Annotated in this window: 24 protein-coding genes; 19 read left to right on the top strand and 5 right to left on the bottom strand. The window is 54.2% G+C overall.

The window, feature by feature from the left end:
• Window positions 1-20: 20 nt before the first annotated feature.
• The 8 genes from yieE to IP581_RS15150 all read left to right on the top strand — a co-directional run bounded on the left by yieE (window position 21) and on the right by IP581_RS15150 (window position 10,781).
• On the top strand, window positions 21-887 hold the full coding sequence (gene yieE / locus IP581_RS15185; protein ID WP_097400432.1) for a DNA-binding transcriptional regulator YeiE: 867 nt from the start codon (window positions 21-23) through the stop codon (window positions 885-887).
• Between the two features lie 177 nt (window positions 888-1,064).
• A complete protein-coding gene (locus tag IP581_RS15180) occupies window positions 1,065-1,850 on the top strand; it encodes a transporter substrate-binding domain-containing protein (RefSeq protein WP_193822710.1) in 786 nt (261 codons plus the stop codon).
• Window positions 1,851-1,853: 3 nt separating this feature from the next.
• Window positions 1,854-2,519, top strand: coding sequence for an amino acid ABC transporter permease (locus tag IP581_RS15175; protein WP_097400433.1), 666 nt, complete (start codon window positions 1,854-1,856; stop codon window positions 2,517-2,519).
• Window positions 2,519-3,175, top strand: coding sequence for an amino acid ABC transporter permease (locus IP581_RS15170; RefSeq protein ID WP_097400434.1), 657 nt, complete (start codon window positions 2,519-2,521; stop codon window positions 3,173-3,175). The genes IP581_RS15175 and IP581_RS15170 overlap by 1 nt, the downstream gene beginning before the upstream one ends.
• On the top strand, window positions 3,156-3,893 hold the full coding sequence (locus IP581_RS15165; RefSeq protein WP_086868180.1) for an amino acid ABC transporter ATP-binding protein: 738 nt from the start codon (window positions 3,156-3,158) through the stop codon (window positions 3,891-3,893). Before IP581_RS15170 ends, IP581_RS15165 begins: the two co-directional genes overlap by 20 nt.
• Before the next feature lie 182 nt (window positions 3,894-4,075).
• Entirely contained in the window at window positions 4,076-5,545 is a 1,470-nt protein-coding gene (locus IP581_RS15160; protein WP_017459778.1) for an amino acid permease, read from the top strand.
• A 273-nt stretch (window positions 5,546-5,818) separates the two neighbouring features.
• A complete protein-coding gene (gene cirA, locus IP581_RS15155) occupies window positions 5,819-7,798 on the top strand; it encodes a catecholate siderophore receptor CirA (protein ID WP_193820761.1) in 1,980 nt (659 codons plus the stop codon).
• Between the two features lie 130 nt (window positions 7,799-7,928).
• The gene (locus IP581_RS15150) at window positions 7,929-10,781 is read left to right on the top strand and encodes an RHS repeat protein (RefSeq protein ID WP_193820760.1); all 2,853 of its coding nucleotides are present in this window, start codon (window positions 7,929-7,931) and stop codon (window positions 10,779-10,781) included.
• 37 nt (window positions 10,782-10,818) lie between these two features.
• Here the strand turns inward: IP581_RS15150 and fghA are convergent, their stop codons facing one another.
• Window positions 10,819-11,655, bottom strand: a complete 837-nt coding sequence (fghA, locus tag IP581_RS15145) for an S-formylglutathione hydrolase (RefSeq protein ID WP_086868185.1) — start codon at window positions 11,653-11,655, stop codon at window positions 10,819-10,821.
• 150 nt (window positions 11,656-11,805) lie between these two features.
• On the opposite strand from fghA, the gene IP581_RS15140 reads away from it, so the two are divergent.
• The 9 genes from IP581_RS15140 (at window position 11,806) to IP581_RS15100 (ending at window position 20,973) form a co-directional block, all read left to right on the top strand.
• Window positions 11,806-12,933, top strand: coding sequence for a YbfB/YjiJ family MFS transporter (locus tag IP581_RS15140; RefSeq protein WP_193820759.1), 1,128 nt, complete (start codon window positions 11,806-11,808; stop codon window positions 12,931-12,933).
• Between the two features lie 126 nt (window positions 12,934-13,059).
• A complete protein-coding gene (gene folE, locus IP581_RS15135) occupies window positions 13,060-13,725 on the top strand; it encodes a GTP cyclohydrolase I FolE (RefSeq protein WP_017459784.1) in 666 nt (221 codons plus the stop codon).
• An 18-nt stretch (window positions 13,726-13,743) separates the two neighbouring features.
• Window positions 13,744-14,904 (top strand): DUF418 domain-containing protein YeiB, encoded by a 1,161-nt coding sequence (gene yeiB / locus IP581_RS15130; RefSeq protein ID WP_193820758.1) that lies wholly within the window; start codon window positions 13,744-13,746, stop codon window positions 14,902-14,904.
• A 155-nt stretch (window positions 14,905-15,059) separates the two neighbouring features.
• Window positions 15,060-16,085: an HTH-type transcriptional regulator GalS gene (gene galS, locus IP581_RS15125; protein WP_097399390.1), complete on the top strand. Its 1,026-nt coding sequence runs from the start codon at window positions 15,060-15,062 to the stop codon at window positions 16,083-16,085.
• Window positions 16,086-16,379: 294 nt separating this feature from the next.
• A complete protein-coding gene (gene mglB, locus IP581_RS15120) occupies window positions 16,380-17,378 on the top strand; it encodes a galactose/glucose ABC transporter substrate-binding protein MglB (protein WP_086868191.1) in 999 nt (332 codons plus the stop codon).
• An 81-nt stretch (window positions 17,379-17,459) separates the two neighbouring features.
• Window positions 17,460-18,980, top strand: a complete 1,521-nt coding sequence (gene mglA, locus IP581_RS15115; RefSeq protein ID WP_086868193.1) for a galactose/methyl galactoside ABC transporter ATP-binding protein MglA — start codon at window positions 17,460-17,462, stop codon at window positions 18,978-18,980.
• A gap of 15 nt (window positions 18,981-18,995) precedes the next feature.
• Window positions 18,996-20,006, top strand: a complete 1,011-nt coding sequence (gene mglC, locus IP581_RS15110) for a galactose/methyl galactoside ABC transporter permease MglC (protein WP_017459789.1) — start codon at window positions 18,996-18,998, stop codon at window positions 20,004-20,006.
• A 177-nt stretch (window positions 20,007-20,183) separates the two neighbouring features.
• Complete coding sequence (locus tag IP581_RS15105) at window positions 20,184-20,411, top strand: hypothetical protein (protein ID WP_086868194.1); 228 nt, start codon at window positions 20,184-20,186, stop codon at window positions 20,409-20,411.
• 136 nt (window positions 20,412-20,547) lie between these two features.
• Window positions 20,548-20,973, top strand: coding sequence for a hypothetical protein (locus tag IP581_RS15100; protein ID WP_086868195.1), 426 nt, complete (start codon window positions 20,548-20,550; stop codon window positions 20,971-20,973).
• Here the strand turns inward: IP581_RS15100 and sanA are convergent.
• The 4 genes from sanA to IP581_RS15080 all read right to left on the bottom strand — a co-directional run bounded on the left by sanA (window position 20,966) and on the right by IP581_RS15080 (window position 23,926).
• Window positions 20,966-21,697: an outer membrane permeability protein SanA gene (gene sanA, locus IP581_RS15095; RefSeq protein WP_086868196.1), complete on the bottom strand. Its 732-nt coding sequence runs from the start codon at window positions 21,695-21,697 to the stop codon at window positions 20,966-20,968. The two genes, IP581_RS15100 and sanA, sit on opposite strands and share 8 nt — an antisense overlap.
• Before the next feature lie 121 nt (window positions 21,698-21,818).
• Window positions 21,819-22,706: a cytidine deaminase gene (cdd, locus tag IP581_RS15090; protein WP_193820757.1), complete on the bottom strand. Its 888-nt coding sequence runs from the start codon at window positions 22,704-22,706 to the stop codon at window positions 21,819-21,821.
• Window positions 22,707-22,835: 129 nt separating this feature from the next.
• Window positions 22,836-23,531, bottom strand: coding sequence for a CidB/LrgB family autolysis modulator (locus tag IP581_RS15085; RefSeq protein WP_086868199.1), 696 nt, complete (start codon window positions 23,529-23,531; stop codon window positions 22,836-22,838).
• On the bottom strand, window positions 23,528-23,926 hold the full coding sequence (locus tag IP581_RS15080) for a CidA/LrgA family protein (RefSeq protein WP_065370513.1): 399 nt from the start codon (window positions 23,924-23,926) through the stop codon (window positions 23,528-23,530). The genes IP581_RS15085 and IP581_RS15080 overlap by 4 nt, the downstream gene beginning before the upstream one ends.
• Before the next feature lie 220 nt (window positions 23,927-24,146).
• On the opposite strand from IP581_RS15080, the gene dusC reads away from it, so the two are divergent.
• Together dusC and bglG are read left to right on the top strand one after the other, a co-directional pair.
• Window positions 24,147-25,097, top strand: a complete 951-nt coding sequence (gene dusC / locus IP581_RS15075) for a tRNA dihydrouridine(16) synthase DusC (protein WP_193820756.1) — start codon at window positions 24,147-24,149, stop codon at window positions 25,095-25,097.
• A 189-nt stretch (window positions 25,098-25,286) separates the two neighbouring features.
• Entirely contained in the window at window positions 25,287-26,120 is an 834-nt protein-coding gene (bglG, locus tag IP581_RS15070) for a transcriptional antiterminator BglG (RefSeq protein WP_193820755.1), read from the top strand.
• Window positions 26,121-26,149 lie beyond the last annotated feature (29 nt).

Raw genomic sequence — 26,149 nt, 5'->3', positions numbered from 1 at the left:
ATAAGTGGTAAGTGACCTCTATGCATATAACGTTACGCCAGCTTGAAGTCTTTGCTGAAGTGCTGAAAAGCGGCTCCACTACGCAGGCCTCACAGCGACTGGCGCTCTCGCAATCTGCGGTAAGCGCTGCGCTAACCGATCTTGAAGGGCAACTGGGTGTGCAACTGTTTGACCGCGTAGGCAAACGGCTGGTGGTGAATGAACATGGACGTTTGCTTTATCCCCGCGCGCTGGCAGCGCTGGAGCAGGCGACGGAGATCGAGCAGCTGTTTCGCGAAGATAACGGCGCTATCCGCGTATTCGCCAGTAGCACCATTGGTAATTACATCCTGCCGGAGGTGATTGCCCACTACCGCCGCGATTTTCCCGATCTGCCGCTGGAACTGAGCGTGGGCAACAGCCAGGATGTGATCAACGCGGTAGCAGATTTCCGCGTCGATATCGGTTTAATCGAAGGCCCGTGCCACACGGCGGAGATTATCGCCGAGCCATGGCTGGAAGATGAACTGGTGGTGTTCGCGCCGCCGTCATCGCCGCTGCTGCAAGGGCGCGTGACGCTGGAGCAACTCGCCGCTGCACCGTGGATCCTGCGTGAACGCGGCTCCGGCACGCGCGAAATCGTCGACTATTTACTCCTCTCGCATCTGCCGCAATTTCATCTGGGTATGGAACTTGGCAACTCAGAAGCCATTAAGCACGCGGTGCGCCACGGGTTGGGCATTAGCTGCCTGTCGCGGCGCGTGATTGCCGAACAGCTTGAAACAGGCAGCTTAGTGGAAGTGCCAATCCCGCTGCCGCGTCTGGTGCGCACGTTGTGGCGTATCCACCACCGTCAGAAACACCTCTCCAGCGCATTAAACCGCTTTATTCGCTACTGCGAGATTTGATTGCACCATCAGCAGGCGTCTGCACCGTTTTGGTGGTGCAGACGCAGCGCTGCAACCTTCGGTTCACGCCGTAAACCTCCTGTATATCACGCTCCGTCAGAATATATCGTTCTGGCACATTAGTTGCAGAAAGTGATTCAAAGAATCTTTTGTTTCATGAGTGATGAGGTGTTGATGATGAAAACGTGGATGAAAGCAGCAGCGGTGGCGACAGTAATGTTGGCTTGCGCCTCGCAGGCTATGGCGGATCAATTACAGGATATTCAGAAGCGCGGCGTACTGCGTGTCGCGGTGCCGCAAGATTTCCCGCCGTTTGGCTCTGTAGGCACCGATCTCAAACCGCAGGGTTACGACATCGATATGGCCGAATACCTGGCAAAAGGTATGAAGGTGAAACTGCAACTGGTGCCAGTAACCAGCGCTAACCGTGTGCCGTACCTGCAAACGCATAAAGTTGACCTCGTCATTTCCAGCCTTGGCAAAAATGCGGAACGCGAAAAAGTGATCGACTTCAGCCGCGCCTATGCCCCGTTCTTCCTTGGCGTGTTTGGCCCGAAAGAGGCCACCGTGACCGATGCGAAAGCGTTAAGCGGCAAATCCATCGGCGTTACACGCGGTGCCGTGGAAGATATGGTGCTGAGCGACATCGCGCCGAAAGATGCCGACGTGAAGCGCTACGAAGATAACAACACCACGCTGTCTGCTTATATGTCCGGCCAGGTGCAATATCTCGCCACCGGTAACGTTGTCGTGGCGGCGATTGCGCGGCAGAACCCGCAAAAAGCGCCGGTCAGCCAGTTTATGCTGAAAGATTCGCCGTGCTATATCGGGCTGATGAAAAACGAACCCGCGTTGAAAGCGGAAGTCGACAAGCTGGTAGAGCAGGCGCTGAAAGAGGGCGAGCTCAATAGCTTGTCACAGAAATGGATGCAGGCGCCATTACCGGCCAATTTTGGCGCGTAACGCATGACGACATCGCTTGATTTCGCCGCGCTCTGGCCGTTCTGGCCGGAGCTGCTGGCAGGGCTCTGGACCACGGTGACCTTAACCACGCTGGCGACGGTTGGCGGTGTGGCGATAGGCATCGTCGGTGCGGCGCTGCGTAGCGGTAAACCCGGCGTGCTGAGTGCCATCTGGGGCGCGTACGTTGAGCTTATCCGCAACACGCCTTTTGTGGTGCAGCTGTTCTTTATTGTGTTTGGTTTACCAGGGCTCGGGCTGAAACTCACCGCCGGTGAAGCGGCGCTGATCGCCATGCTGGTTAACCTCGGTGCCTACAGCACGGAAATTATCCGCGCCGGGATCCAGGTGGCGCCGAAAGGGCAGTGGGAAGCGGCCCGCGTATTGGGGCTCAGCAAATCGCAAACCTTTTTACGGGTGATTTTGCCTCCCGCGCTGAAACGCATTTATCCGGCGCTGGTGAGCCAGTGCATTATCGTCATGCTGGGCTCCTCGGTGGTGTCGCAAGTCTCTTATGAAGAGTTGACCTTTATGGCCAACCTGATTCAGTCGCGCACATTTTTAAGTTTTGAAGTCTATTTTGTCACCACATTGCTGTATCTGATGCTGTCGCTGTTGATGCGCCAGCTGCTGCTGGCAATTGGACGCAAATGGCTGGGGAGCGAGAGCTGATGAGTACGTTTACCGACTGGGATATTCTGCGCAACCTGCTGCTGGCGGCGCGCTGGACGGTGCTGCTGTCGCTGATCGCCTTCATCTGCGGCACGCTGGTAACGCTGCCGCTGCTGGTGTTGCGCATTAGCCGCTGGCGCTTACCAAAACGGTTTATCAGCGCCTATGCCGCGTTATTTCAGGGCACGCCGCTGTTGATGCAACTGTTCCTGGCTTTTTTTGGCCTTGCGCTGTTTGGTATTGACGTCAGCGCGTGGACGGCGGCGACGCTGGCACTAACGCTGTTTACCAGCGCTTTCCTGCTTGATATCTGGTACGGCAGCATTAACGCGCTGCCAAAAGGGCAATGGGAAGCCTGCCGCTGCCTGGGGCTGAGTTTTGGTCAAACGCTATTTCGCGTGATCGCGCCACAGGCCATCCGAATCGCCATTGCGCCGACGGTGGGCTTTTCCGTGCAGGTGATTAAGGGCACGGCGCTGGCGTCGATTATCGGTTTTGTCGAACTGACCAAAGCCGGCACCATGCTTAACAACGTCACCTTCGCGCCGTTTAAAGTGTTTGGCCTGGTGGCGTTAGGCTACTTCCTGCTGTGTTATCCGCTGTCGCGCTACAGCCGTTATCTGGAGAAGAAATTCCATGCCGCTCATCACCATTAATGAAGTGCAGAAATATTATGGCGACAACCATGTGCTGAAGGGCGTAAGCCTCGACATTGAAATGGGCGAAGTGGTGTCGATCATTGGCCGCAGCGGTTCGGGCAAAAGCACCTTACTGCGCTGTATGAACGGGCTGGAAGGCTACCAGGATGGCAGTATTAAACTGGGCGGTATGACGGTAACTGACCGGGAATCGCAGGCGCGTGAGATCAGCCGCTCAGTGGGCATGGTATTCCAGAGCTTTAACCTGTTCCCGCATATGACAGCGCTGGAAAACGTGATGCTGGCGCCGCGCCGGGTGCTGAAATTACCTGCTGACGAGTGCCGTCGGCTGGCTATCGAGATGCTGGAAAAAGTGGGGCTCGGCGAGCGTATCGACTACTATCCCGCCAATCTTTCCGGCGGTCAGCAGCAGCGTGTGGCGATTGCCCGTGCGCTGGCGATGAAACCGAAAGTGCTGCTGTGCGATGAAATTACCTCGGCACTGGATCCGGAACTGGTCGGCGAGGTGCTGCGCGTGCTGGAGCAGCTTGCCCGCGAGGGGATGACGCTGATTCTGGTGACCCATGAAATGAATTTTGCGCGCGAAGTGGGTGACCGCGTGGTGTTTATGCATCAGGGAAAAGTCTGGGAGCAGGGCGACAGCAAAGCCTTTTTTACGCAGCCGAAAACACCGGAACTGCAGCAGTTTATCGCCTCAGTACGCGGTCTGAATTAATCTTTCTGCTCCCGCATCCGCGCGGGAGCCTGTTTTGTGCCTCGCAACATCTGCCATTCACTGCTTTACTTATAATCCGTTGCCGATCATGAAGGTCTCTAATAAGAGGCGTTTTATGCCGGAAGGCCGGCGTTTCGTTTGCTACAATCGCGCCTCATTTTTTGGATGGATAGCATTTTCTTATGGTTTCCGAAACTAAAACCACAGAAGCGCCCACGCTTCGTCGAGAACTCAAAGCGCGTCATCTGACGATGATCGCCATTGGCGGTTCCATCGGTACAGGTTTGTTTGTCGCATCAGGGGCGACCATTTCTTCAGCGGGCCCTGGCGGCGCGCTGTTCTCTTATATTCTGATTGGCCTGATGGTCTATTTCCTGATGACCAGCCTGGGTGAACTGGCGGCGTTTATGCCGGTTTCCGGTTCGTTCTCCACTTATGGTCAGAAATATGTTGAAGAGGGTTTCGGCTTCGCGCTGGGCTGGAACTACTGGTACAACTGGGCGGTGACCATCGCCGTTGACCTCGTGGCGTCGCAATTAGTGATGACCTGGTGGTTTCCGGATACGCCGGGCTGGATCTGGAGCGCGCTGTTCCTCGCGGTGATTTTCCTGCTTAACTACATCTCTGTGAAAGGCTTTGGCGAAGCGGAGTACTGGTTCTCGCTGATTAAAGTAGCTACCGTCATTATCTTTATCATTGTCGGCGTGATGATGATTGTCGGTATTTTCCAGGGGGAAAAACCGGCGGGCTGGAGCAACTGGGCGATTGGCGATGCGCCATTTGCCGGTGGTTTTTCCGCCATGATCGGTGTGGCAATGATCGTCGGTTTCTCTTTCCAGGGGACTGAGCTGATTGGTATCGCGGCGGGTGAATCGGAAGATCCGGAGAAGAACATTCCGCGCGCGGTGCGCCAGGTGTTCTGGCGTATTCTGCTGTTCTATGTGTTCGCGATTTTGATTATCAGCCTGATTATTCCATACACCGATCCGAGCCTGCTGCGTAACGACGTGAAAGATATCAGCGTCAGCCCGTTTACGCTGGTGTTCGAGCATGCGGGTCTGCTCTCTGCGGCGGCGGTGATGAACGCGGTGATCCTGACGGCGGTGCTGTCGGCAGGCAACTCAGGAATGTACGCCTCCACGCGTATGCTCTACACGCTGGCGTGTGATGGCAAAGCGCCGCGCATTTTCGCGAAATTATCGAAAGGCGGTGTACCGCGTAACGCGCTGTATGCCACCACGGTGATTGCTGCGCTGTGCTTCCTGACCTCCATGTTTGGCAACCAGACCGTGTACTTATGGCTGCTGAACACCTCCGGGATGACCGGTTTTATCGCCTGGCTGGGCATTGCCATTAGCCACTACCGTTTTCGTCGTGGCTATGTGGCGCAGGGGCATTCGCTGGATAACCTGCCGTATCGTTCAGGTTTCTTCCCGCTGGGGCCGATTTTCGCTTTCGTCCTGTGCCTAATCATCACGCTTGGGCAGAACTATCAGGCTTTCCTGGCAGACAGCATTGACTGGGGCGCCGTTGCGGCGACGTATATCGGTATCCCGCTGTTCCTTATTATCTGGTTAGGCTATAAATTTTCTAAAGGAACCCGTTTCGTGCGTTATAGTGAAATGGAGTTTCCGGAACGTTTCACGAAATAAATTCACTCTTTAGCCCTCTGTATGGAGGGCTTTTTTTTGCCCTGCCAACGTTCCCTCCCGCTGCGATTATTTACATAACTTTAATTTTTCGAAATTGATAATCATTATCGTTTGCATTATGGTAAGTGCCTGAATAAAAAGGGTATCTCCCTGGGCCTTCTGTGCCCGAATGCCACTCATTTTCCCCGTCAGAGTCAATGTAACGCTGACGTGTTTTGCAGTATGTGAGCAATATTCTTCGCAATTTTTGTAGTTACCTCATGGAGTTACGGAATGTTTACCTTGAATCCCATTGTCCGGGGAGGCCTCTGCGCGTCCGCATTTTCTTTGGCGCTGCCGGTAATGGCCGCAGAGAATGGCGAAACGCTGGTGGTCACCGCGTCGGCAACGGAGCAGAACCTGAAAGACGCTCCGGCCAGTATTAGCGTGATCACGCAGGAAGATTTACAGCGTAAGCCGGTGCAAAACCTGAAAGATGTGCTGAAAGAGGTGCCTGGCGTTCAGCTCACCAACGAAGGGGACAACCGTAAAGGCGTCAGTCTGCGTGGCCTCAACAGTAGCTACACGCTGATCCTGATTGACGGCAAGCGCGTCAACTCCCGCAATGCGGTTTTCCGCCATAACGATTTTGATCTTAACTGGATCCCGGTCGATGCCATTGAGCGCATTGAAGTGGTGCGCGGCCCGATGTCTTCCCTGTACGGTTCGGACGCGCTCGGCGGCGTGGTGAACATCATCACGAAAAAAATCGGCCAGCACTGGACCGGCACTATCACTGCGGATAGCACTATTCAGGAGCACCGCGATCGCGGTGACACCTGGAACGGCCAGTTCTACACCAGTGGCCCGCTAATTGATGGTGTGCTTGGGCTGAAAGCCTTTGGCAGCGTGGCGAAACGCGAAAAAGATGAACAGCAGAGCTCGCAAACGGACGCCAGCGGTCAGTCGCCGCGTATCGAAGGTTTCACCAGCCGTGATGGCAACGTTGAGTTTGTCTGGACGCCAGGCGACGATCACGATTTTACCGCCGGATATGGCTACGACCGCCAGGACAGAAACTCGGATTCGCTGGATAAAAACCGCCTTGACCGGCAAAACTACTCGCTGGCGCACAATGGCCGCTGGGGCGTGGCAAACAGTGAGCTGCGTTTCTACGGCGAACAGATCGATAACAAAAACCCGGGCAACAGCAGCGCAATCCGTTCGCAAAGCAACACGCTCGATGGCAAAGTGGTGCTGCCGCTGGGGCAATATAATCAGCTTGTTACGCTGGGTGGCGAGTGGCGTCACGACACGTTAAAAGATCCTGTTAACCTGACTGGCGGCAACAGCAGTGAAACCTCGACCAGCCAGTACGCACTGTTTGTTGAAGATGAGTGGCGCATTTTCGAACCACTGGCGCTGACCACCGGTGTCCGTATGGACGACCACGACACTTATGGCGATCACTGGAGCCCACGTGCTTACCTGGTTTACAGCGCCACCGATACGCTGACCGTAAAAGGCGGCTGGGCGACGGCATTTAAAGCGCCTTCTTTGTTGCAGCTCAGCCCGGACTGGGCTACCAACTCATGTCGTGGCGGCTGTCGCATTGTTGGCAGCCCGGAGCTGAAACCAGAGACCAGCGAAAGTTTCGAGCTCGGCCTTTACTACAGCGGGGAAGCGGGCTGGCTGGAAGGCGTGCAGGGCAGCGTAACGGCGTTCCAGAACAATATCGACGACATGATCAATATCAGCCGTACGTCGAGCCTGAGCGAAGCACCGGGTTACGCTAACTTCGTCGGTTTTGAGCGTAATGCCAGCGGCGTGCGGGTGCCGGTATTCCGATACTACAACGTGGATAAAGCGCGAATTCAGGGGGTGGAAACCGAGGTGAAAATCCCGTTCGATGAAGCATGGAAGCTGACGCTGAATTACACCTATAACGATGGGCGTAACCTGAGCGGTGGCGGCAATAAACCGTTGCAGGATCTGCCGTTCCACACCGCCAACGGCACGCTGGACTGGCAAGCAAACCCGGCGTGGTCATTCTATGTTTCCGCCAACTACAGCGGGGAAAAACGCTCCGTATCGCAGGGCGTAACGCCGGGCGGCTACGTTATCTGGAATGCGGGCGGCGCATGGCAGGCGACGAAAAGCGTCAAGCTACGCGCGGGTGTGCTCAACCTTGGCGATAAAGATTTGCGCCGCGACGATTACAGCTACAACGAAGATGGCCGCCGCTACTTTATGGCGCTGGATTACCGCTTCTGACAGACTCCCCGGTGGCGGGGCAAAAAGCCGCCGGGGTATGATTTCGCATTATCACCCCCGGCTTTAGCCTCTATACGCGCCTGCGCGTACCTATACTTCTCCTGATATCTACCCGCAAATGGAGAATCCTATGAGCACGTTTCTTTACAGTAAAACTCCGTCGGTCACGGTTTTTGACAACCGTGGCCTGACGGTTCGTGAAATGGCATATCACCGCCATCCAGACACTCCGGACGTCACCGATGAGCGCATTACGCGCCATCAGTTCGATGCGCGCGGTCTGCCGTCACAAAGTGCCGACCCGCGTCTGTATGCCGCCGGGCTGGCGAATTTTGTCTTTATCAGTGATCTCGGTGGTACGCCGCTGCGTACGCAAAGCGCCGATGCGGGCACATCCGTTGTCCTGAACGACGCCGCCGGGCGGACTGTTTTGCAGGTCAGCAATATTGGCGCGGGTAATGACCGCAGCGCCACCGTCACCCGTGCCTTTCAGTATGAAGATGCCAGCCTGCCGGGGCGGCTGCTGGGCATTACCGAGCAGGCTGCCGGCGACAGCGCGCACGTCACGGAGCGGTTTATCCGGGGCGGTAATTCCGCAGATGAACAGAACCACAACCTGGCCGGGCAACTGGTCGGCCACTATGACCCGGCAGGCCTGCTGTCGACCAACAGCATTTCCCTGAGCGGCGTGCCGCTTTCTGTCACCCGCCAGCTGCTGCCTGATGATGCAGAAGCCGACTGGCAGGGCGCGGATGCGTCTGCATGGAACGACCTGCTGGCGGGGGAAACCTACACCACTACCAGCACGGTGGATTCCGCCGGTAATGTACTGACCACCACCGACGCGAAAGGCAATGTCCAGCGCGTGGCGTATGACGTGGCGGGGCTGCTGAAAGGCAGCTGGCTGGCGGTAAATGGTGGGACAGAGCAGGTCATCGTGAAATCCCTGGCCTGGTCCGCCGCCGGGCAGAAACTGCGCGAGGAGCACGGCAACGGTGTGGTGACCACGTATTCCTATGAAGCCGAAACGCAACGTCTGGTGGGGATTAAAACCGAGCGCATTACAGCCGCGAAAGTGCTGCAGGATTTGCGCTACGAGTACGACCCGGTGGGCAATGTGCTGGTTATCACTAACGATGCCGAGGAGACGCGCTTCTGGCGCAATCAGGAAGTCGTTCCCGAAAACCGCTACACCTACGACAGCCTGTACCAGCTTATCAGCGCGACCGGGCGTGAAATGGCGAACGCGGTACAGCAGAACAGCAGCCGGCCTGATTTCTCCTCTTTTGACGACGCCACCTACACGAACTACTCCCGCACGTACACCTACGATAACGCCGGTAATCTGACGAAAATTCAGCACAGCGCGCCCGCATCCGGCAATAACTACACGACATCAATGACAGTCAGCGACCGCAGCAATCGCGCGGTGCTCAGCACGTTTACGGAAAATCCGGCGGATGTGGAGGCGCTGTTTACCGCTGGCGGTCAGCAGAAACAGCTTTTACCGGGACAGTCGCTGGTATGGACGCCGCGCCAGGAATTACAGCAGGTCACGCCCGTCACCCGCGACGGCGCAGCCGATGACAAAGAAAGCTACCGTTACGACGCCGCCAGCCAGCGCATCGTCAAAACCACCTCACAACTGACCGGCAACAGCACACAGACAAAACGGGTGATTTACCTGCCGGGTCTCGAACTGCGCAGCAGCGCAGCCGAAGAATTGCAGGTCATCACTGTTGGTGTTGCCGGTCGCGCCCAGGTGCGGGTTTTACACTGGGAAAGCGGGCAGCCTGACAGCATCAGTAATGACCAGATTCGTTACAGCTATGACAATCTCACCGGCAGCAGCAGCCTCGAAGTGGACAGCAGCGGCGAGCTTATAAGCCAGGAGGAGTATTACCCCTACGGCGGCACGGCACTGTTTGCCGCACGCAGCCAGCTGGAGGCGGATTACAAAACCATTCGTTATTCCGGCAAGGAACTGGACGCAACCGGGCTCTATTACTACGGCTACCGTTATTATCAGCCGTGGGCGGGCAGATGGCTTTCGGCAGACCCGGCGGGCGGTATCGACGGACTGAACCTGTTCAGGATGGTCAGAAATAATCCTGTTCGCTATCGGGATAATAATGGTCTGCAACCGAATGAAAACCCTGCAAGCATAATCGGCAATGTTTTAAGTGAAAGATTCAATGAGGAAATGACGAAGCCTGGGCAACAAAGTTGGTCTATTTCTACAGAAGAGCCTTTTGAAACGTTGCAAAAAGTGGTGACAGATTTAGTCGCCCGGAAACAAACTCCCGTTTTTATGATGATAGATATGCAGCGATTACAAACAGCCAGTACCGGCATTAAGGCTTTATTTAATAAAGGAAAGGTAAGAACCAACCCTGAAACGGAACGCCGGCATATCGAGATAATCAATTTCGCTAAAGAAAAGAAATTGCCGATGATTGACGTTAATTATTTATTCAGTGCGATGAAGGGCATACCAAAAGGTGAAAGTATGGAAAGTCTGACAAATAAAGTGAAGACTTACAGTAAGCTCCGCAACCCGATGGAGTCGGTGCCTGACTCATGGAGAATGCTGAAAAAATCGGAAAGCTTGTTTACGCCGGGTATGGATATTTCAACGCAAGAAGTTGCGGGTGTGAATAATGCTGACAGAATAATGACAACCAGTCAGTTCCTGGCAAAATTCGCCGATAATCCAATAGTTTTAATGGGGCAGCTTGAAGATGTTTGTGTGCGCATGACCGCGATGGACTTGCTACGAATGGGGAAAACCGTGTTGGTTAGCCAGGATCTCATTGTTGATGATAAAAATCAAAATAACATAAGCGGTATTACCACAACGAAAGCAGGCTACTGGGATTATCCTGCAAAACGCACTGCGCCGAATTCCGAATATAAAGGGAACCTCGTTTTCTTCACCAAAAAGGTCGCGGCAAAAAGTAGAGCTTCTCAGATGCAGAACTAGCACTTAAACCCCGGCGAATGCATTGCCGGGGCTACTGCTATTTCAGCAGATGCTGCGCATGGAAGCGCAGATGATCTTCTATAAAAGCAGCAATAAAGAAGTAACTGTGATCGTAACCGGACTGGATACGCAGCGTCAGCGGCCAGGATTTTTGCCGCGCCACTTCCGCCAGCCGCGCGGGCTGTAACTGATCGGCCAGGAACTGATCGTTATCACCCTGATCGATAAGTGTTGGGATCGCGTCAGTTTCATTGCTTTCCAGCATCAGCGCGCAGCTATCCCACTCACGCCATTGTTGCGCGTCGTCACCCAGATAGGCGCGAAATGCTTTTTGTCCCCACGGAACCTGTATTGGGTTCACGATTGGTGCGAAGGCGGAAACGCTGGTGTAACGGCCTGGGTTTTTCAGCGCCATGATCAACGCGCCGTGACCGCCCATCGAATGGCCACTGATCGCGCAGCGGTCGCTGACCTTAAATTGCGACTGGATAAGCGCAGGGAGTTCATCGCGCAGATAATCATACATACGATAGTGCGCCGCCCATGGCTGCTCGGTGGCGTTGAGGTAAAAACCTGCGCCTTTGCCGAGGTCATAGCCTTCTGCATCTGCCACATCGTCGCCGCGCGGGCTGGTATCCGGCATTACCAGCACAATACCTAATTCTGCGGCCACGCGTTGCGCGCCAGCTTTGGTGGTGAAGTTTTCATCATTGCAGGTGAGACCGGAAAGCCAGTACAGCACCGGCGGCGGTGTTGCGCTGTAGTGCGGCGGTAAAAAGATGCTAAAGGTCATCGTGCAGTTCAGTACGGTGGAGTCGTGGCGCCAGCGCTGTTGCCAGCCTTCAAAACAGCGGTGCTCTTCAAGCATTTCCATGCGGGGCTCCTTAGAATTTTTACAGACAAAGTAAGGTGACTTCCTTTCATCATACAGGCTATTCCCCTTGCTGTGAGTAACTTTCACTTCCGCATAAACGCAACATACTGCATCATAAACATAACTTTACGTTAACATTTGGGGGCGCTAATGGCGCAACGTGTGGCGCTTTGTGGGTTTATTGTGCTGGTGGTCGCGATGGGCATCGGGCGTTTTGCCTTCACGCCGCAGGTGCCGTTAATGATCCGCGACGGGCAACTGACTCTGACCAGCGCCGGGCTGGTGGCGGCGATTAACTACCTCGGTTATCTGCTTGGTGCCTGGGACGCAATGCGCGCGCAGCGGCATATCGAAGTCCGTCTTTATCTTGGTATTGGCGGCGCGGTGGCGCTGACCTTTCTCTCTTCGCTTGCGGATAACGCCGTGATTCACGGCGCATTGCGCCTGGTGATTGGCGCCATGAGCGGCTGGGCGATGGTGCTGATTGCCGCCTGGACCAACGAGCGGCTGGCGCATGCCGGAAAACCAGGACTGAGCGCCGCGGTTTTCGCCGGGCCGGGGGCGGGCATTGCTTTAAGCGGCCTGCTGGCGGTGGCGATCCAGGCAAAAGGGTTAAGTGCTGCATCTGCCTGGCAGGTGTATGGCGTGCTGGCACTGCTGCTGGTGGCGTTGATTGCTCGCTATTTGCCGCGTCCTGGTGAGTGGCATCGGCCGGGAGAAAAGCCGCAGCCGTTACAGTTAACCCCCGATCTTAAACGGCTGGTGTGGAGCTATAGCCTCGCCGGGTTTGGCTATATCTTACCGGCGACCTTTCTGTCGCAAATGGCGGCGCTGCGCTTTCCTGGTAGCCTGTTTGCTCAGTTTGTCTGGCCGGTATTCGGTGCCGCAGCGGTGGTGGGGATAGCACTCAGTATTCTGCTGCACCATGTTGGTCACAGCCATCAGCGGCTGGCAGTCGTGCTGTGGCTACAGGGCGCGGGCGTACTGGCGGCATGGTTGCTACCAGGGATGAGCGGGCTGGTGTGCGGTGCGTTGCTGGTGGGCGGCGGATTTCTTTGCGCCGTGCAACTTTCACTGCTGTATGGACGCGAGCTCGCCCCCAATCACACACGCTATATGGCCGGGTTATTGACCACCGGTTATGCGATGGGGCAACTGGTGGGACCCATGACGTCCGCGCTTTCCACCTGGCTTACGCAGCGGCTGGAACCGGCGCTTGGCGTGGCGGCAATTGCCCTGGTTATTGGCGGGGTTCTGGTCTGGAAACGCACGAACTGAAAGGCGGCAGCGATTTCAATAATTATCGCCGCCGGGGCTGGATTATGTGCGCGACCTCACGCACAATGTTCGCTCACTTTGCGTTAACAACGCGAAGTTCGCCACACCTGCAGGAGAATAAAAAACATGTCATCACTCAGTAAAGAAGCGGCGCTCGTTCATGAGGCTCTGGTTGCCCGTGGTCTGGAAACGCCGCTGCGCCCACCGGTGCAAATGGATAACGAATCCCGTAAACGTCTTATCGCCGGCCATATGACCGAGATTATGCAACTGCTGAATCTCGATCTGAATGATGACAGCCTGATGGAAACACCGCATCGCATCGCCAAAATGTATGTCGATGAGATCTTCTCCGGCCTCGATTACGCCAATTTCCCGAAGATCACCGTCATTGAAAACAAAATGAAAGTCGATGAGATGGTGACGGTGCGCGATATCACGCTGACCAGCACCTGCGAACACCATTTTGTCACTATCGACGGCAAAGCCACCGTTGCCTATATTCCGAAGGATTCAGTGATTGGCCTGTCGAAAATCAACCGTATCGTGCAATTCTTCGCGCAGCGCCCGCAGGTGCAGGAGCGACTGACGCAGCAGATCCTTACCGCACTGCAAACACTGCTTGGCACCAACAATGTCGCGGTTTCTATTGATGCGGTGCATTATTGCGTGAAAGCGCGCGGCATCCGCGACGCGACCAGCGCGACGACGACCACCTCGCTCGGCGGCTTGTTCAAGTCGAGCCAGAATACCCGCCAGGAGTTCCTGCGCGCCGTCCGCCACACTAACTAATTCGCCGGAGCCGCCGACATGGAGAGGAATGTCACGCTGGATTTTATTCGTGGCATCGCCATTCTCGGTATTCTTTTACTGAATATCACCGCCTTTGGTTTGCCCAAGGCGGCCTATCTTAACCCAGCCTGGTACGGCGACATCACGGCGTCAGATGCCTGGACCTGGGCGCTGCTCGATCTCTTCGCGCAGGTAAAATTCCTCTCGCTGTTTGCCATTTTGTTCGGCGCGGGTCTGCAAATGTTGCTGCCGCGCGGTAAGCGCTGGATCCAGTCGCGCCTGACGCTGCTGGTGCTGCTCGGTTTCATTCATGGTCTCTTTTTCTGGGATGGCGATATTCTGCTGGCTTACGGGCTGGTGGGGCTGATTGCCTGGCGCATGGTGCGTGACGCGCAGAACGTGAAAACGATGTTTAACACCGGCGTGGTGCTGTACCTGATTGGCATTGCCGTTTTGTTGTTGCTGGGGGGGATTTCGGGTTCGCAGCCGAACCGCTCCTGGTTGCCGGATGCGGCGAATGTGCAGTACGAAACCTGGTGGCGAGTCAGCGGCGGCATCGGCGAGGCCATCAGTAATCGCGCGGATATGCTCTCTAACGCGCTGCTGGCACTGGGCGCGCAATATGGCTGGCAACTGGCGGGCCTGATGCTGACAGGCGCGGCGCTGATGCGCAGCGGCTGGCTGAAAGGGCAATTCAGCCTGCGCCATTACCGCCGAACGGGTGTGCTGCTGATTAGCTTAGGGCTTCTGATCAACATTCCGGCGATAATTGCTCAGTGGCAGCTTGGCTGGTCGTATCGCTGGTGCGCTTTTCTTCTGCAAGCGCCGCGCGAGCTTGGCGCGCCGTTACAGGCGGTGGGCTATGCGGCGCTGGCGTGGGGGTTCTGGCCGCAGATCTGTGGTTACAAACTGGTCAATGCCATTGCCTGCGTTGGACGCATGGCGCTCACTAACTACCTGCTGCAAACGGTAATCTGTATCACCTTATTCAATCGTTTCGGGCTGTTTATGCAGTTCGATCGCTTGCAACTGCTGGCCTTTGTGCCTGCGGTGTGGGCGGTGAACATCCTCTTTTCCCTCTTCTGGCTCAGGCATTTTCGCCAGGGGCCAATGGAGTGGTTATGGCGGCAATTGACCGCACGTGCTGCAGGGACATCATTAGCACGCACATCCAGATAACGATCTGGATCACAATCATTAACAAAACGGATGTAACCGTTTCCATTCATGTGATGTCACTCACGTAGCTATCGCCTGCTCGCTGCCAGAATAGCCTCCTTACTTAACACAGGGGGTGGCTGTGAACTGCCGCAATCCAGAAAAGGTGGGTAAAAATGATCACCATTCGTGACGTTGCCCGGCATGCGGGCGTCTCTGTCGCGACGGTGTCCCGCGTGCTCAATAACAGCGCGCTGGTCAGCCCGGAAACGCGCGAAACGGTGATGAAAGCCGTCGCCCAGCTGGGTTATCGCCCGAATGCCAACGCCCAGGCGCTGGCGACGCAGGTTAGCGACACCATTGGTGTGGTGGTGATGGATGTCTCTGATGCTTTTTTCGGTGCGCTGGTGAAAGCGGTGGATACGGTTGCGCAGCAGCACCAAAAATATGTGCTGATAGGCAACAGTTATCACGAGGCGGAAAAAGAGCGTCACGCTATTGAAGTCCTGATCCGCCAACGTTGTAACGCCCTGATTGTTCACTCAAAAGCCCTCAGCGATGAAGAGCTGACAGGCTTTATGGAGCAGATCCCCGGCATGGTGCTTATCAACCGCCTGGTGCCAGGCTATGCTCACCGCTGCGTCTGCCTTGATAACGTCAGCGGGGCGGTGATGGCGACGCGCATGTTGCTTAATAACGGCCATCAGCGCATCGGTTATCTGGCGTCCAGCCATCAGATTGAAGACAACGATATGCGCCGTGAAGGGTGGTTCCGCGCGCTGGAAGAGCAGGGGATTAACGCCCCGGACAGCTGGGTTGGCACCGGTTCGCCGGACATGCAAGGCGGTGAAGCGGCGATGGTGGAATTGCTGGGGCGCAACCTGCAACTCACCGCCGTCTTTGCCTATAACGACAGCATGGCGGCGGGGGCGCTGACGGCGCTGAAAGACAACGGCATTGCGGTGCCACAGCATTTATCACTGATTGGTTTCGATGATATTCCCATTGCGCGTTACACCGACCCGCAACTAACGACGGTGCGTTACCCGGTCGCCTCAATGGCGCGACTGGCGACCGAGCTGGCGTTGCAGGGAGCCGCGGACAAGCTGGATCCAGAGGCTGCGCACTGTTTTATGCCGACGCTGGTACGCCGCCATTCGGTGACCTCGCGGCAAACTGTGGCACCGATCACTAACTTATAAACTTCGATGATGTAACCGTTTTCAATCTGTGAGTAAATTCACAGTATCTTAACAAGGCGCTGACTATGATGTCAGCGTTTTAGAAGCTGAAACACGATGTAACGGTGATTAATCACTTTCACTACAAGTGAGCGCTTTGAAACATCGAAGAAAGCGAACTTCTGGAGCGTTACCCGGACACGGACGAATGGATTTTTAGAGTGAACTTCGGTCGGCAGTAACGTCTTCGTAACAACTGACCCGCCGAGCATTATTCACAAGAACTACCCTGCATATAAAAAAACCGGAGATACCATGAATAAGAAGGTGTTGACTCTGTCTGCTGTTATGGCAAGCATGCTTTTTGGCGCAGCCGCACACGCAGCGGATACCCGCATTGGTGTGACCATCTATAAATATGACGACAACTTTATGTCCGTTGTCCGTAAGGCTATTGAGAAAGACGCCAAAGCAGCGCCAGATGTTCAGCTGCTGATGAACGACTCGCAGAATGACCAATCCAAACAGAACGACCAGATCGACGTGCTGCTGGCGAAAGGCGTAAAAGCACTGGCGATCAACCTGGTTGACCCGGCAGCGGCAGGTACGGTGATTGAGAAAGCGCGTGGTCAAAACGTTCCGGTTGTTTTCTTCAACAAAGAACCTTCTCGTAAAGCGCTGGATAGCTACGATAAAGCCTATTACGTGGGTACCGATTCCAAAGAATCCGGCGTGATTCAGGGCGACCTGATTGCTAAACACTGGGCGGCAAACCCGGCCTGGGATCTGAATAAAGATGGTCAGATCCAGTACGTGTTGCTGAAAGGCGAGCCGGGCCACCCGGATGCTGAAGCACGTACCACTTACGTTATCAAAGAGCTGAATGATAAGGGCATTAAAACCCAGCAGCTGGCTCTGGATACCGCGATGTGGGATACCGCTCAGGCGAAAGACAAAATGGACGCCTGGCTCTCTGGTCCGAACGCTAACAAAATTGAAGTGGTTATCGCTAACAACGACGCGATGGCAATGGGCGCGGTTGAAGCACTGAAAGCACACAATAAATCTGCTATTCCGGTATTTGGCGTTGATGCGCTGCCAGAAGCGCTGGCGCTGGTGAAATCCGGTGCTATGGCCGGTACTGTGTTGAACGATGCGAACAACCAGGCGAAAGCAAGCTTTGATCTGGCGAAAAACCTTGCCGAAGGCAAAGGCGCGGCAGATGGCACCAACTGGAAAATCGACAATAAAATTGTTCGTATTCCTTACGTTGGTGTAGATAAAGACAACCTGGCTGAAATCGCCGGTAAATAATATTAAGAAAGCATGTTCTCATTGGGCGCAACGACTGTTGCGCCCTTATAACACGATATGCCAGGCCAACAAGGTATAATTATGGTCAGCAATAATACTCAGTCGTCAGGTGAATTCTTGTTGGAAATGAGCAATATCAACAAGTCTTTTCCAGGCGTAAAGGCACTCGATAATGTCAATTTGAAAGTCCGTCCGCACTCTATCCATGCATTAATGGGTGAGAACGGTGCGGGGAAATCAACATTATTAAAATGTCTTTTTGGGATCTATCAAAAAGATTCCGGTAGCATTCTTTTTCAGGGGAAAGAGATCGATTTCCATTCCGCGAAAGAAGCGCTGGAAAATGGTATTTCGATGGTTCACCAGGAACTCAACCTGGTGTTGCAACGTTCCGTGATGGACAATATGTGGTTGGGGCGTTATCCCACCAAAGGCATGTTTGTCGATCAGGATAAAATGTTCCACGATACCAAAGCCATTTTTGATGAGCTGGATATTGATATCGACCCTAAAGCACGCGTGGGAACATTATCTGTATCGCAAATGCAGATGATTGAAATTGCCAAAGCGTTCTCTTATGACGCCAAAATTGTCATTATGGATGAGCCGACTTCTTCGCTGACGGAAAAAGAAGTCAATCATCTGTTTAAAATTATTCGTAAGCTGAAAGAGCGTGGCTGCGGTATTGTTTATATCTCCCATAAAATGGAAGAGATATTCCAGCTGTGCGATGAAATTACGGTCTTGCGTGATGGTCAATGGATCGCCACCCAGCCGCTGGAAGGGCTGGATATGGATAAGATCATCGCCATGATGGTTGGCCGCTCCCTGAACCAGCGCTTCCCGGACAAGCACAACGTACCGGGTGAAACCATTCTGGAAGTGCGTAATCTCACCTCGTTGCGCCAGCCCTCTATTCGCGATATCTCCTTTGATTTGCGTAAAGGCGAAATTCTCGGTATCGCAGGCCTGGTCGGGGCAAAACGCACTGATATCGTTGAAACGTTATTTGGTATTCGCGAGAAATCCTCTGGCACCATTAAATTGCATGGCAAAGTGATTAATAACCACAACGCCAATGAAGCCATTAATAATGGTTTTGCGCTGGTGACTGAAGAGCGCCGTTCTACCGGTATTTATGCTTATCTTGATATCGGTTTTAACTCCCTTATCTCCAATATTCAGAATTATAAAAATAAGGTTGGTCTACTGGATAATAGCCGCATGAAGAGCGATACCCAGTGGGTTATTGACTCGATGCGTGTTAAAACGCCTGGGCACCGTACACAAATTGGATCGCTTTCCGGTGGTAACCAGCAAAAAGTTATTATCGGCCGTTGGTTATTAACTCAGCCGGAAATTTTAATGCTCGATGAGCCGACCCGTGGTATTGACGTTGGTGCGAAATTTGAAATTTACCAACTGATTGCCGAACTGGCGAAAAAGAATAAGGGGATCATTATTATTTCCTCTGAAATGCCTGAGTTGTTAGGCATCACTGACCGTATTCTGGTAATGAGCAATGGCCTTGTTTCCGGAATTGTTGATACTAAAACGACAACGCAAAACGAAATTCTCCGTCTTGCGTCTTTGCACCTTTAAGATCAGGGGCTCCTCATGAGTGCGTTAAATAAGAAAACTTTTCTCACTTATCTGAAAGACGGCGGTATTTACGTTGTTCTTTTAGTGTTACTGGCCATTATCATTTTTCAGGATCCCACATTCTTAAGTCTGCTGAACTTAAGTAACATTCTGACCCAATCCTCGGTGCGTATTATTATCGCGCTGGGTGTTGCGGGGCTGATTGTTACCCAGGGTACCGACCTTTCCGCCGGGCGTCAGGTTGGCCTCGCGGCGGTGGTTGCCGCAACGCTGCTGCAATCGATGGAAAACGTCAACAAGGTCTTCCCGGATATGGCGACGATGCCGATTCCGGTGGTGATCCTGATTGTTTGCGCGATCGGCGCGGTGATTGGCCTGGTAAACGGTATCGTGATTGCCTACCTGAACGTGACGCCGTTTATCACCACGCTGGGTACGATGATCATCGTTTACGGTATCAACTCCCTGTACTACGACTTTGTTGGCGCGTCGCCGATTTCCGGCTTTGACAGCGGCTTCTCGACCTTTACGCAGGGCTTTATTGCGCTGGGCAGCTTCCGCTTGTCATATATCACCTTCTACGCGTTGATCGCCGTGGCGTTCGTCTGGGTGCTGTGGAATAAAACCCGCTTTGGCAAAAACATTTTCGCCATCGGCGGTAACCCGGAAGCGGCGAAAGTCTCCGGCGTTAACGTGGCGCTGAACCTGCTGATGATTTACGCGCTGTCCGGGGTGTTCTATGCCTTCGGCGGGATGCTGGAAGCGGGTCGTATCGGTTCTGCCACCAACAACCTTGGTTTTATGTATGAACTGGACGCCATCGCCGCCTGCGTGGTTGGCGGGGTCTCCTTCAGCGGTGGCGTGGGTACCGTGCTTGGCGTGGTGACCGGTGTGATTATCTTCACCGTTATCAACTACGGCCTGACCTATATCGGTATTAACCCGTACTGGCAGTACATCATCAAAGGCGGCATCATTATCTTCGCCGTGGCGCTGGACTCGCTGAAATACGCACGCAAAAAATAATCCCATCGTCTGTACCCGGCCCGCTCAAAAAGCGGGCTTTTTTTTGCCTGTTTCCCCCTGCTGCCATGGAGTAAACCCACTGCCTTCCTCCAAAAAACTTCACGCGCGGCGAGTTGTTAAATTTTTTGCTTCGGTGCTACGCTCAATAAAGACGCAACATTAATAAGGAGATTAGGGATGAACAGCGAGTGCGCGTTTCCTGCACTTCCCGTGATTGGCTGGCAGGTGGGAGTGGTAGAGGATGTAAATGGCGTGGTAGTGAAGTTTGGTTGCAGCACGGGACCCTGCGGCGCGGGAACAACGACCTTTGATTCGCCCTTTTTTAATTTAACCCCGGATATGGTGAGAAGCCTGATCTACGACCTTGAGCGAAGCCTGCAACAGCATGAGAGCAAAGTGGCCTGACGCTTCGCTTTGCACTTCGGGTACATCCCATGTGCCCGATATTTAAGTCAATTCTGAATGCCTGTCTGCCCATAGCTACTTACGCTTGAAAGAATGAATCTGTGAATGATGTTGTATCCGCAGCTCAGGGGCGCTTATGAATTTTGTCTATTTTACTGTTGATAATTTACCGCATGAAAAAAACTCACCTGTTAACTTCTCTTTGAAAAATGTCGAACTGTTGCGCGATGGCGACGTGATTGCCTCACTTGGCGATATAAAAATCACCGCATTGCCTTTTTTTTACTTTTGCCCGGTGCCCACCGGTTTTCGCAAAATAGAGTTCAGAATGAAGAACAGCCCGCCAGCGCGAATTGTCTGCAGCGCAGGGTACTTAAAAAGCGGGGAATACCTGGTGAATACGCCGGAAGGGGAGAAGGCCCTGTCCTTCAATGCGCTAAATGGTCACTGGACGCTCGATAAAGCCAGCCGTGCGGTTATCGATCACCGTCATTTCGTTGAGCGCGGCTTTACGCTTGTTCGTCCAGTGAAAACCAGCAGTCGCAACGCGGCAATTAATTAACGCTTCCGTTTTTTCCTTTCTTTTGCATATCGATAAGCTGCTCGGCGGTGACGGCCGGGTAGCCTTGCGCGTCGTCCGGCACTTCCTGCATTGACGGAATGGGCACCAGCGGGCCGAGGAAGCGCGGCTCACGCTTGAATATATAGAGATCGGCGATAGTACCCAGCCGTGCGCCAAACTCGCGTACGCGTACGCTCCACATATCTTTCGGCGAAGGCACGGCGTAACACTGCGCCTGAATACCCATATGCTGGGCGATAAATAACGCGCGTTCGCAGTGGAAACGTTGGGTAATGATGATGAAATCGTTGGTATCGAAGACTTTGCGGGTGCGCACAATCGAATCCAGCGTCCGGAAACCGGCGTAATCCAGCACGATATCGGCAGGATCGACACCGGCGGCAATCAAATCCTTACGCATGGTCATCGGTTCGTTGTAACTTTGCAGCGCGTTATCGCCGCTCAGCAACAGGTAGTTAACCTTGCCGCTGTTATACGCATTAAGCGCACCCTGAATTCGGTAGCGGTAATATTGATTGATAACGCCGGTGCGGTAGTACTTCGCAGTGCCGAGAACCACCCCAACCTGGCGCCAGGGGAGATCCTGCAAGTCGTCGTAAATATAGGGGGCGGTTTTCCAGCTCATCCAGCGGTCTAAGCCAAGCGCAGTCAACAGCAGTAAGCCGATAAGGACTAACAAGCTGTAAGTAAAACGCTTTAACATGCAGCAGACTCGAACAGGATTAGAATGTCCCTCAGGCTACTTTACCCGTACGGCAAGCGCAAGAAACGGCAGTTCAATTGCGGGGTTTTTCATCACTGCGGGCGCGAACCCGCAGCGACAATTATTTACTTAGCAAAACGCGTTCGACATGCTCACATCCCAGCGCGCGCAATGTTGCGGCAGTGGCATCCCATTGGGTGAGCGGCGCATCGGCGCGTTCCGCCAGCACCGCGCGTTGAATATCTGCGTAATCAAAACCGCTAAGGCTTAGCAGATTCAGCGCGCCTTGCAATGGTGGCAGCGTTGGGTTGAACGCGGCGTTTTCCGCGTAGCTCCCGCTGAAGATACGTCCGTCACGACAAAGAATTGCCACGCCTGACGGCGAAGTGGTGTAGGGCGAATGGCTTTTATTTGCCGCGTGAATGGCCGCCTGCGCTACCTCATCCCCGCTCGATGCAAAACCGTGGTTCTGTTGATCCATTAACAGCGTTTTGATGTCAAGATCTTTTGGACCAAACGCGTCCGGCAGGTAATCACCCAGCGTATGCGGCGCGCGACCCGGCAGGTTAATGCGCAGACTCAGACCGCTGTTGAGTTCATTCATAAACTGGCGGCAGTGGCCGCACGGCGTGTAGTTGACGGTGATGGAAGAGAGCGCTTTTTCACCGCGCAGCCAGGCGTGGCTGATAGCGCTCTGCTCGGCATGCACGGTTTGCTGCATTGTCGCGCCGGCAAACTCCATATTGGCACCGAAGTACCATGTTCCGCTGACGCCACGCGCAATCGCGCCCACGTTGAAGTGGGATAGGTCGGTGCGGGCGCAGGCGGCGGCGAGCGGCAGCAACGCAAATGCCAGCGCATCTTCGTCCAGCCCCGTTGCGCTTTGCAATGTTGCCACCTGCTCTGCGCTCAGCATGGCGGGGAAGTGCTCATCCGCCAGCAGAGGAGCCAGTGCGGTCTGTAAATTCTCCGCAAGCCCGGAAAAAGCAGGGTGAAAACGTGAATGCATAGCTGTGCCTCATAGCAGTGTATTGGAATCGTAGTTTACGGGGCTGTATAGCCCTTATGTGTGATTCACTTCACACTGTATGTGCAACTTATGAAACTCAAATTAAAAATGCGCGACGTATCGCAAATTTTAGCCCAGCAACGCGAGGATAACCGGGAACAAAAACGGGGCGACCAGCGAGGTGATAATCCCGCAAATCACCAGCGCCAGCGAACTGAACGCCCCTTCCTGATAATCCAGCTCGGCGCAGCGCGCGGTTCCCAGCGCATGCGAGGCGGTTCCCATCGCCAGCCCGCGTGCTGATTTTGTGGTGATACGCATCAGGTTCAGCAAGGTATGGCCAAACACCGCACCCAATACGCCAACAAAGATCACGCAGACAGCGCTGATGGCCGGGATACCGCCAATGCTGCCGCCAACCGCCATCGCAATCGGCGTGGTGACGGATTTGGGTAATATTGACGCTGCAATTTCCGGTGTCGCGCCCATCAGCAGCGCCACGGCGGTACCGGAAAACATCGCCACCATGCTGCCGATAAAGCAGATAGTAATAATCGATTTCCAGCGGGCGCGAATCTGGTGTAACTGCTCATAGAGCGGAAACGCCAGCGCCACGACGGCGGGTTGCAGCAGATCGTTAAGGATTTTACTGCCCTGGAAATAGTGGTCATAGGGAGTGCCCGTGACCAGCAGGATCGGGATGATCACCACCATCGCCACCAGCAGTGGGTTGAGCAGCGGCAGCTTGAAACGTGCGGCGAGTTTACGCGCGGCGAAAAACACCGCCAGCGTCAGCGGTAACGACCACCAGATATACGTCATCATTCTTTCTGACCTTTTTGTCCTGCCACTTTACGCTCGCCGTGCACCAGATGGGTGCTCCAGCTCACCACCAAAAAGACGATAAGTGTGCTCACCGCACAAGAAACAACAATCGGGCCGAACTGCGCGCGCAGCAGGTCGTAATACTGCATCACGCCTACGCCAATAGGCACGAACAGCAGCGCCATGTAACGGATCAAAATAAAGCAACCGGGGTTTACCCATTTGGCGGGCAGAATTTGCAGCGCCAGCAGCACGAACATAATCAGCATGCCGATAATGCTGCCAGGAATGGCAATCGGCAGCAGGGATGAAACAAAAATGCCTGCGTAGAGACAAGCGTAAATAAGCACAAACGCACGAAGATACTGCCAGATAATATTCAATGAGTTACTCATGGTGAAAGCCCTTGTCGAAACGCATTCATCATACAATTAAAGCGAAAAACGTGCTACTGATCACATCATGAATTGTGAGCATACCAAACATTCCATTCAGGAACGTTATGCATTCCCACAAGATTTACCGCATGATGTAGCCCAAAGTGTAGTGAAGAAAGGCACTTTCCACGCCTGAACAGAGACGCTACTATGGCGCCTCTTTTTTATGGGGCGAGATATGCGTGTATTACTGGCGCCGATGGAAGGCGTGCTCGATTCGCTGGTGCGCGAGCTGCTGACTGAGGTTAACGATTATGATTTGTGCATCACCGAATTCTTGCGCGTGGTGGATCAACGCCTGCCGGTAAAATCCTTCTATAAAATCTGCCCGGAACTGCATCGTCAAAGCCGCACGCCTTCCGGTACGCTGGTGCGTATTCAACTCTTAGGGCAATATCCGCAGTGGCTGGCGGAAAATGCCGCGCGCGCGGTTGAGCTGGGCTCCTGGGGTGTTGATCTCAACTGCGGTTGCCCGTCGAAGCTGGTCAACGGCAGCGGCGGCGGCGCGACGTTGCTCAAAGATCCTGAGCTTATCTACCGTGGCGCAAAAGCGATGCGTGAAGCGGTGCCGTCACATCTGCCGGTGACGGTAAAAGTGCGTCTTGGCTGGGACAGCCCCGCTCGGGCGTTTGAAATTGCCGATGCGGTACAGCAGGCCGGTGCCAGCGAACTGGCAGTCCACGGGCGCACCAAAGAAGAGGGCTACAAAGCGGAGTGCATTAACTGGCACGCCATCGGTGAGATCCGCAAGCGGTTAACGATCCCGGTGATTGCCAATGGCGAGATCTGGGACTGGAAAAGTGCGCAGGATTGTATGGCGGCCACCGGCTGCGATGCGGTGATGATTGGTCGCGGTGCGCTGAATGTGCCGAATCTTAGCCGGGTGGTGAAGTACAACGAACCGCGTATGCCGTGGCCGGAGGTTGTCGAATTGCTGGCGAAATATTCGCGGCTGGAAAAGCAGGGCGATACCGGTTTGTATCATGTTGCGCGCATCAAACAGTGGCTCGGTTATTTACGTAAAGAATATCTTGAGGCCAGCGAACTGTTTACCGAGATCCGCGCCTATAAAAATTCCGACGATATCGCGCAAGCGATCGCCCGCCAGCGTAGCCGCGTTGGCGTCTAACACGCGCCGATTACAACATTTATTAACTGAATATATCGTATGATGGCGATCACATTTCACTGGCTGTCTCGTTGTTCGCTCTGATAAAGCTGGTTTAAAGTGCGGGCGTGGATTGTTACTGCGCAAGCAGGCGAAACCTGATCATCTGGCAACTGCCGGAGGTCAGGTTTTTTTGTTTCCGGGGTCGGAATGAATATCGCCAAAATATTAAACAATAACGTCGTGGTGGTGCTGGACGAGCAGCAGCGCGAACAAGTGGTGATGGGCAGGGGAATTGCCTTCCAGAAACGCCCCGGCGACCAGCTTGATGAGCGCTGCATCGAAAAAGTGTTCGCCCTGCAAAGCGATGAACTGGTGCGGCGTCTTGGCGAGCTTCTTAGTCAGATCCCGCTGGAGGTGATGACCGCCTGCGATCGCATTATTGAACTTGCCAAAGAGCGGCTCGGGAAGTTGCAGGAGAGCCTCTACATCACGCTGACCGACCACTGTTTTTTTGCCATTGAGCGGCAGAAAAAGGGCGCGGTGGTGCGCAATGTGCTGTTGTGGGAGATAAAACGCCTCTACCCGAAAGAGTTTGAACTGGGTCAGCAGGCGCGGGCGATCCTCGCGAAACGCCTTGGCGTGGAGCTGCCGGAAGATGAGGCGGGGTTTATTGCCCTGCATCTGGTGACGGCGCAACTGAACAGCGAAATGCCTGAAGTGATGCATATCACTAAGGTGATGCAGGAAATTTTGCATATCGTGAAGTACCAGTTGAAGCTGGAATACGATGAAGAGTCGCTGAGCTATCACCGTTTTGTCACGCACCTGAAGTTCTTCTCCCAGCGCATGCTGAGCCGCACGGTGGTGGAAGACGACGATGTGTCGCTCCACCAGGCGGTGAAAGAGAACTACCGGCTGGCCTGGCAGTGTGCGGAAAAAGTGGCGCGTCACCTGGTAAGCAATTATCAGCGCTCGCTGACCACAGAAGAGATTATGTTCCTCGCTATTCATATTGAGCGGGTACGCAAAGAACGGCGCTAACGCGCTTTACGGATTGTTACTGCAAGCAT

It is taken from the genome of Kosakonia pseudosacchari (assembly GCF_015167415.1).
In the GTDB taxonomy this organism is placed as follows: domain Bacteria; phylum Pseudomonadota; class Gammaproteobacteria; order Enterobacterales; family Enterobacteriaceae; genus Kosakonia; species Kosakonia pseudosacchari.
This window is presented reverse-complemented; position numbering and strand designations above follow the sequence as displayed.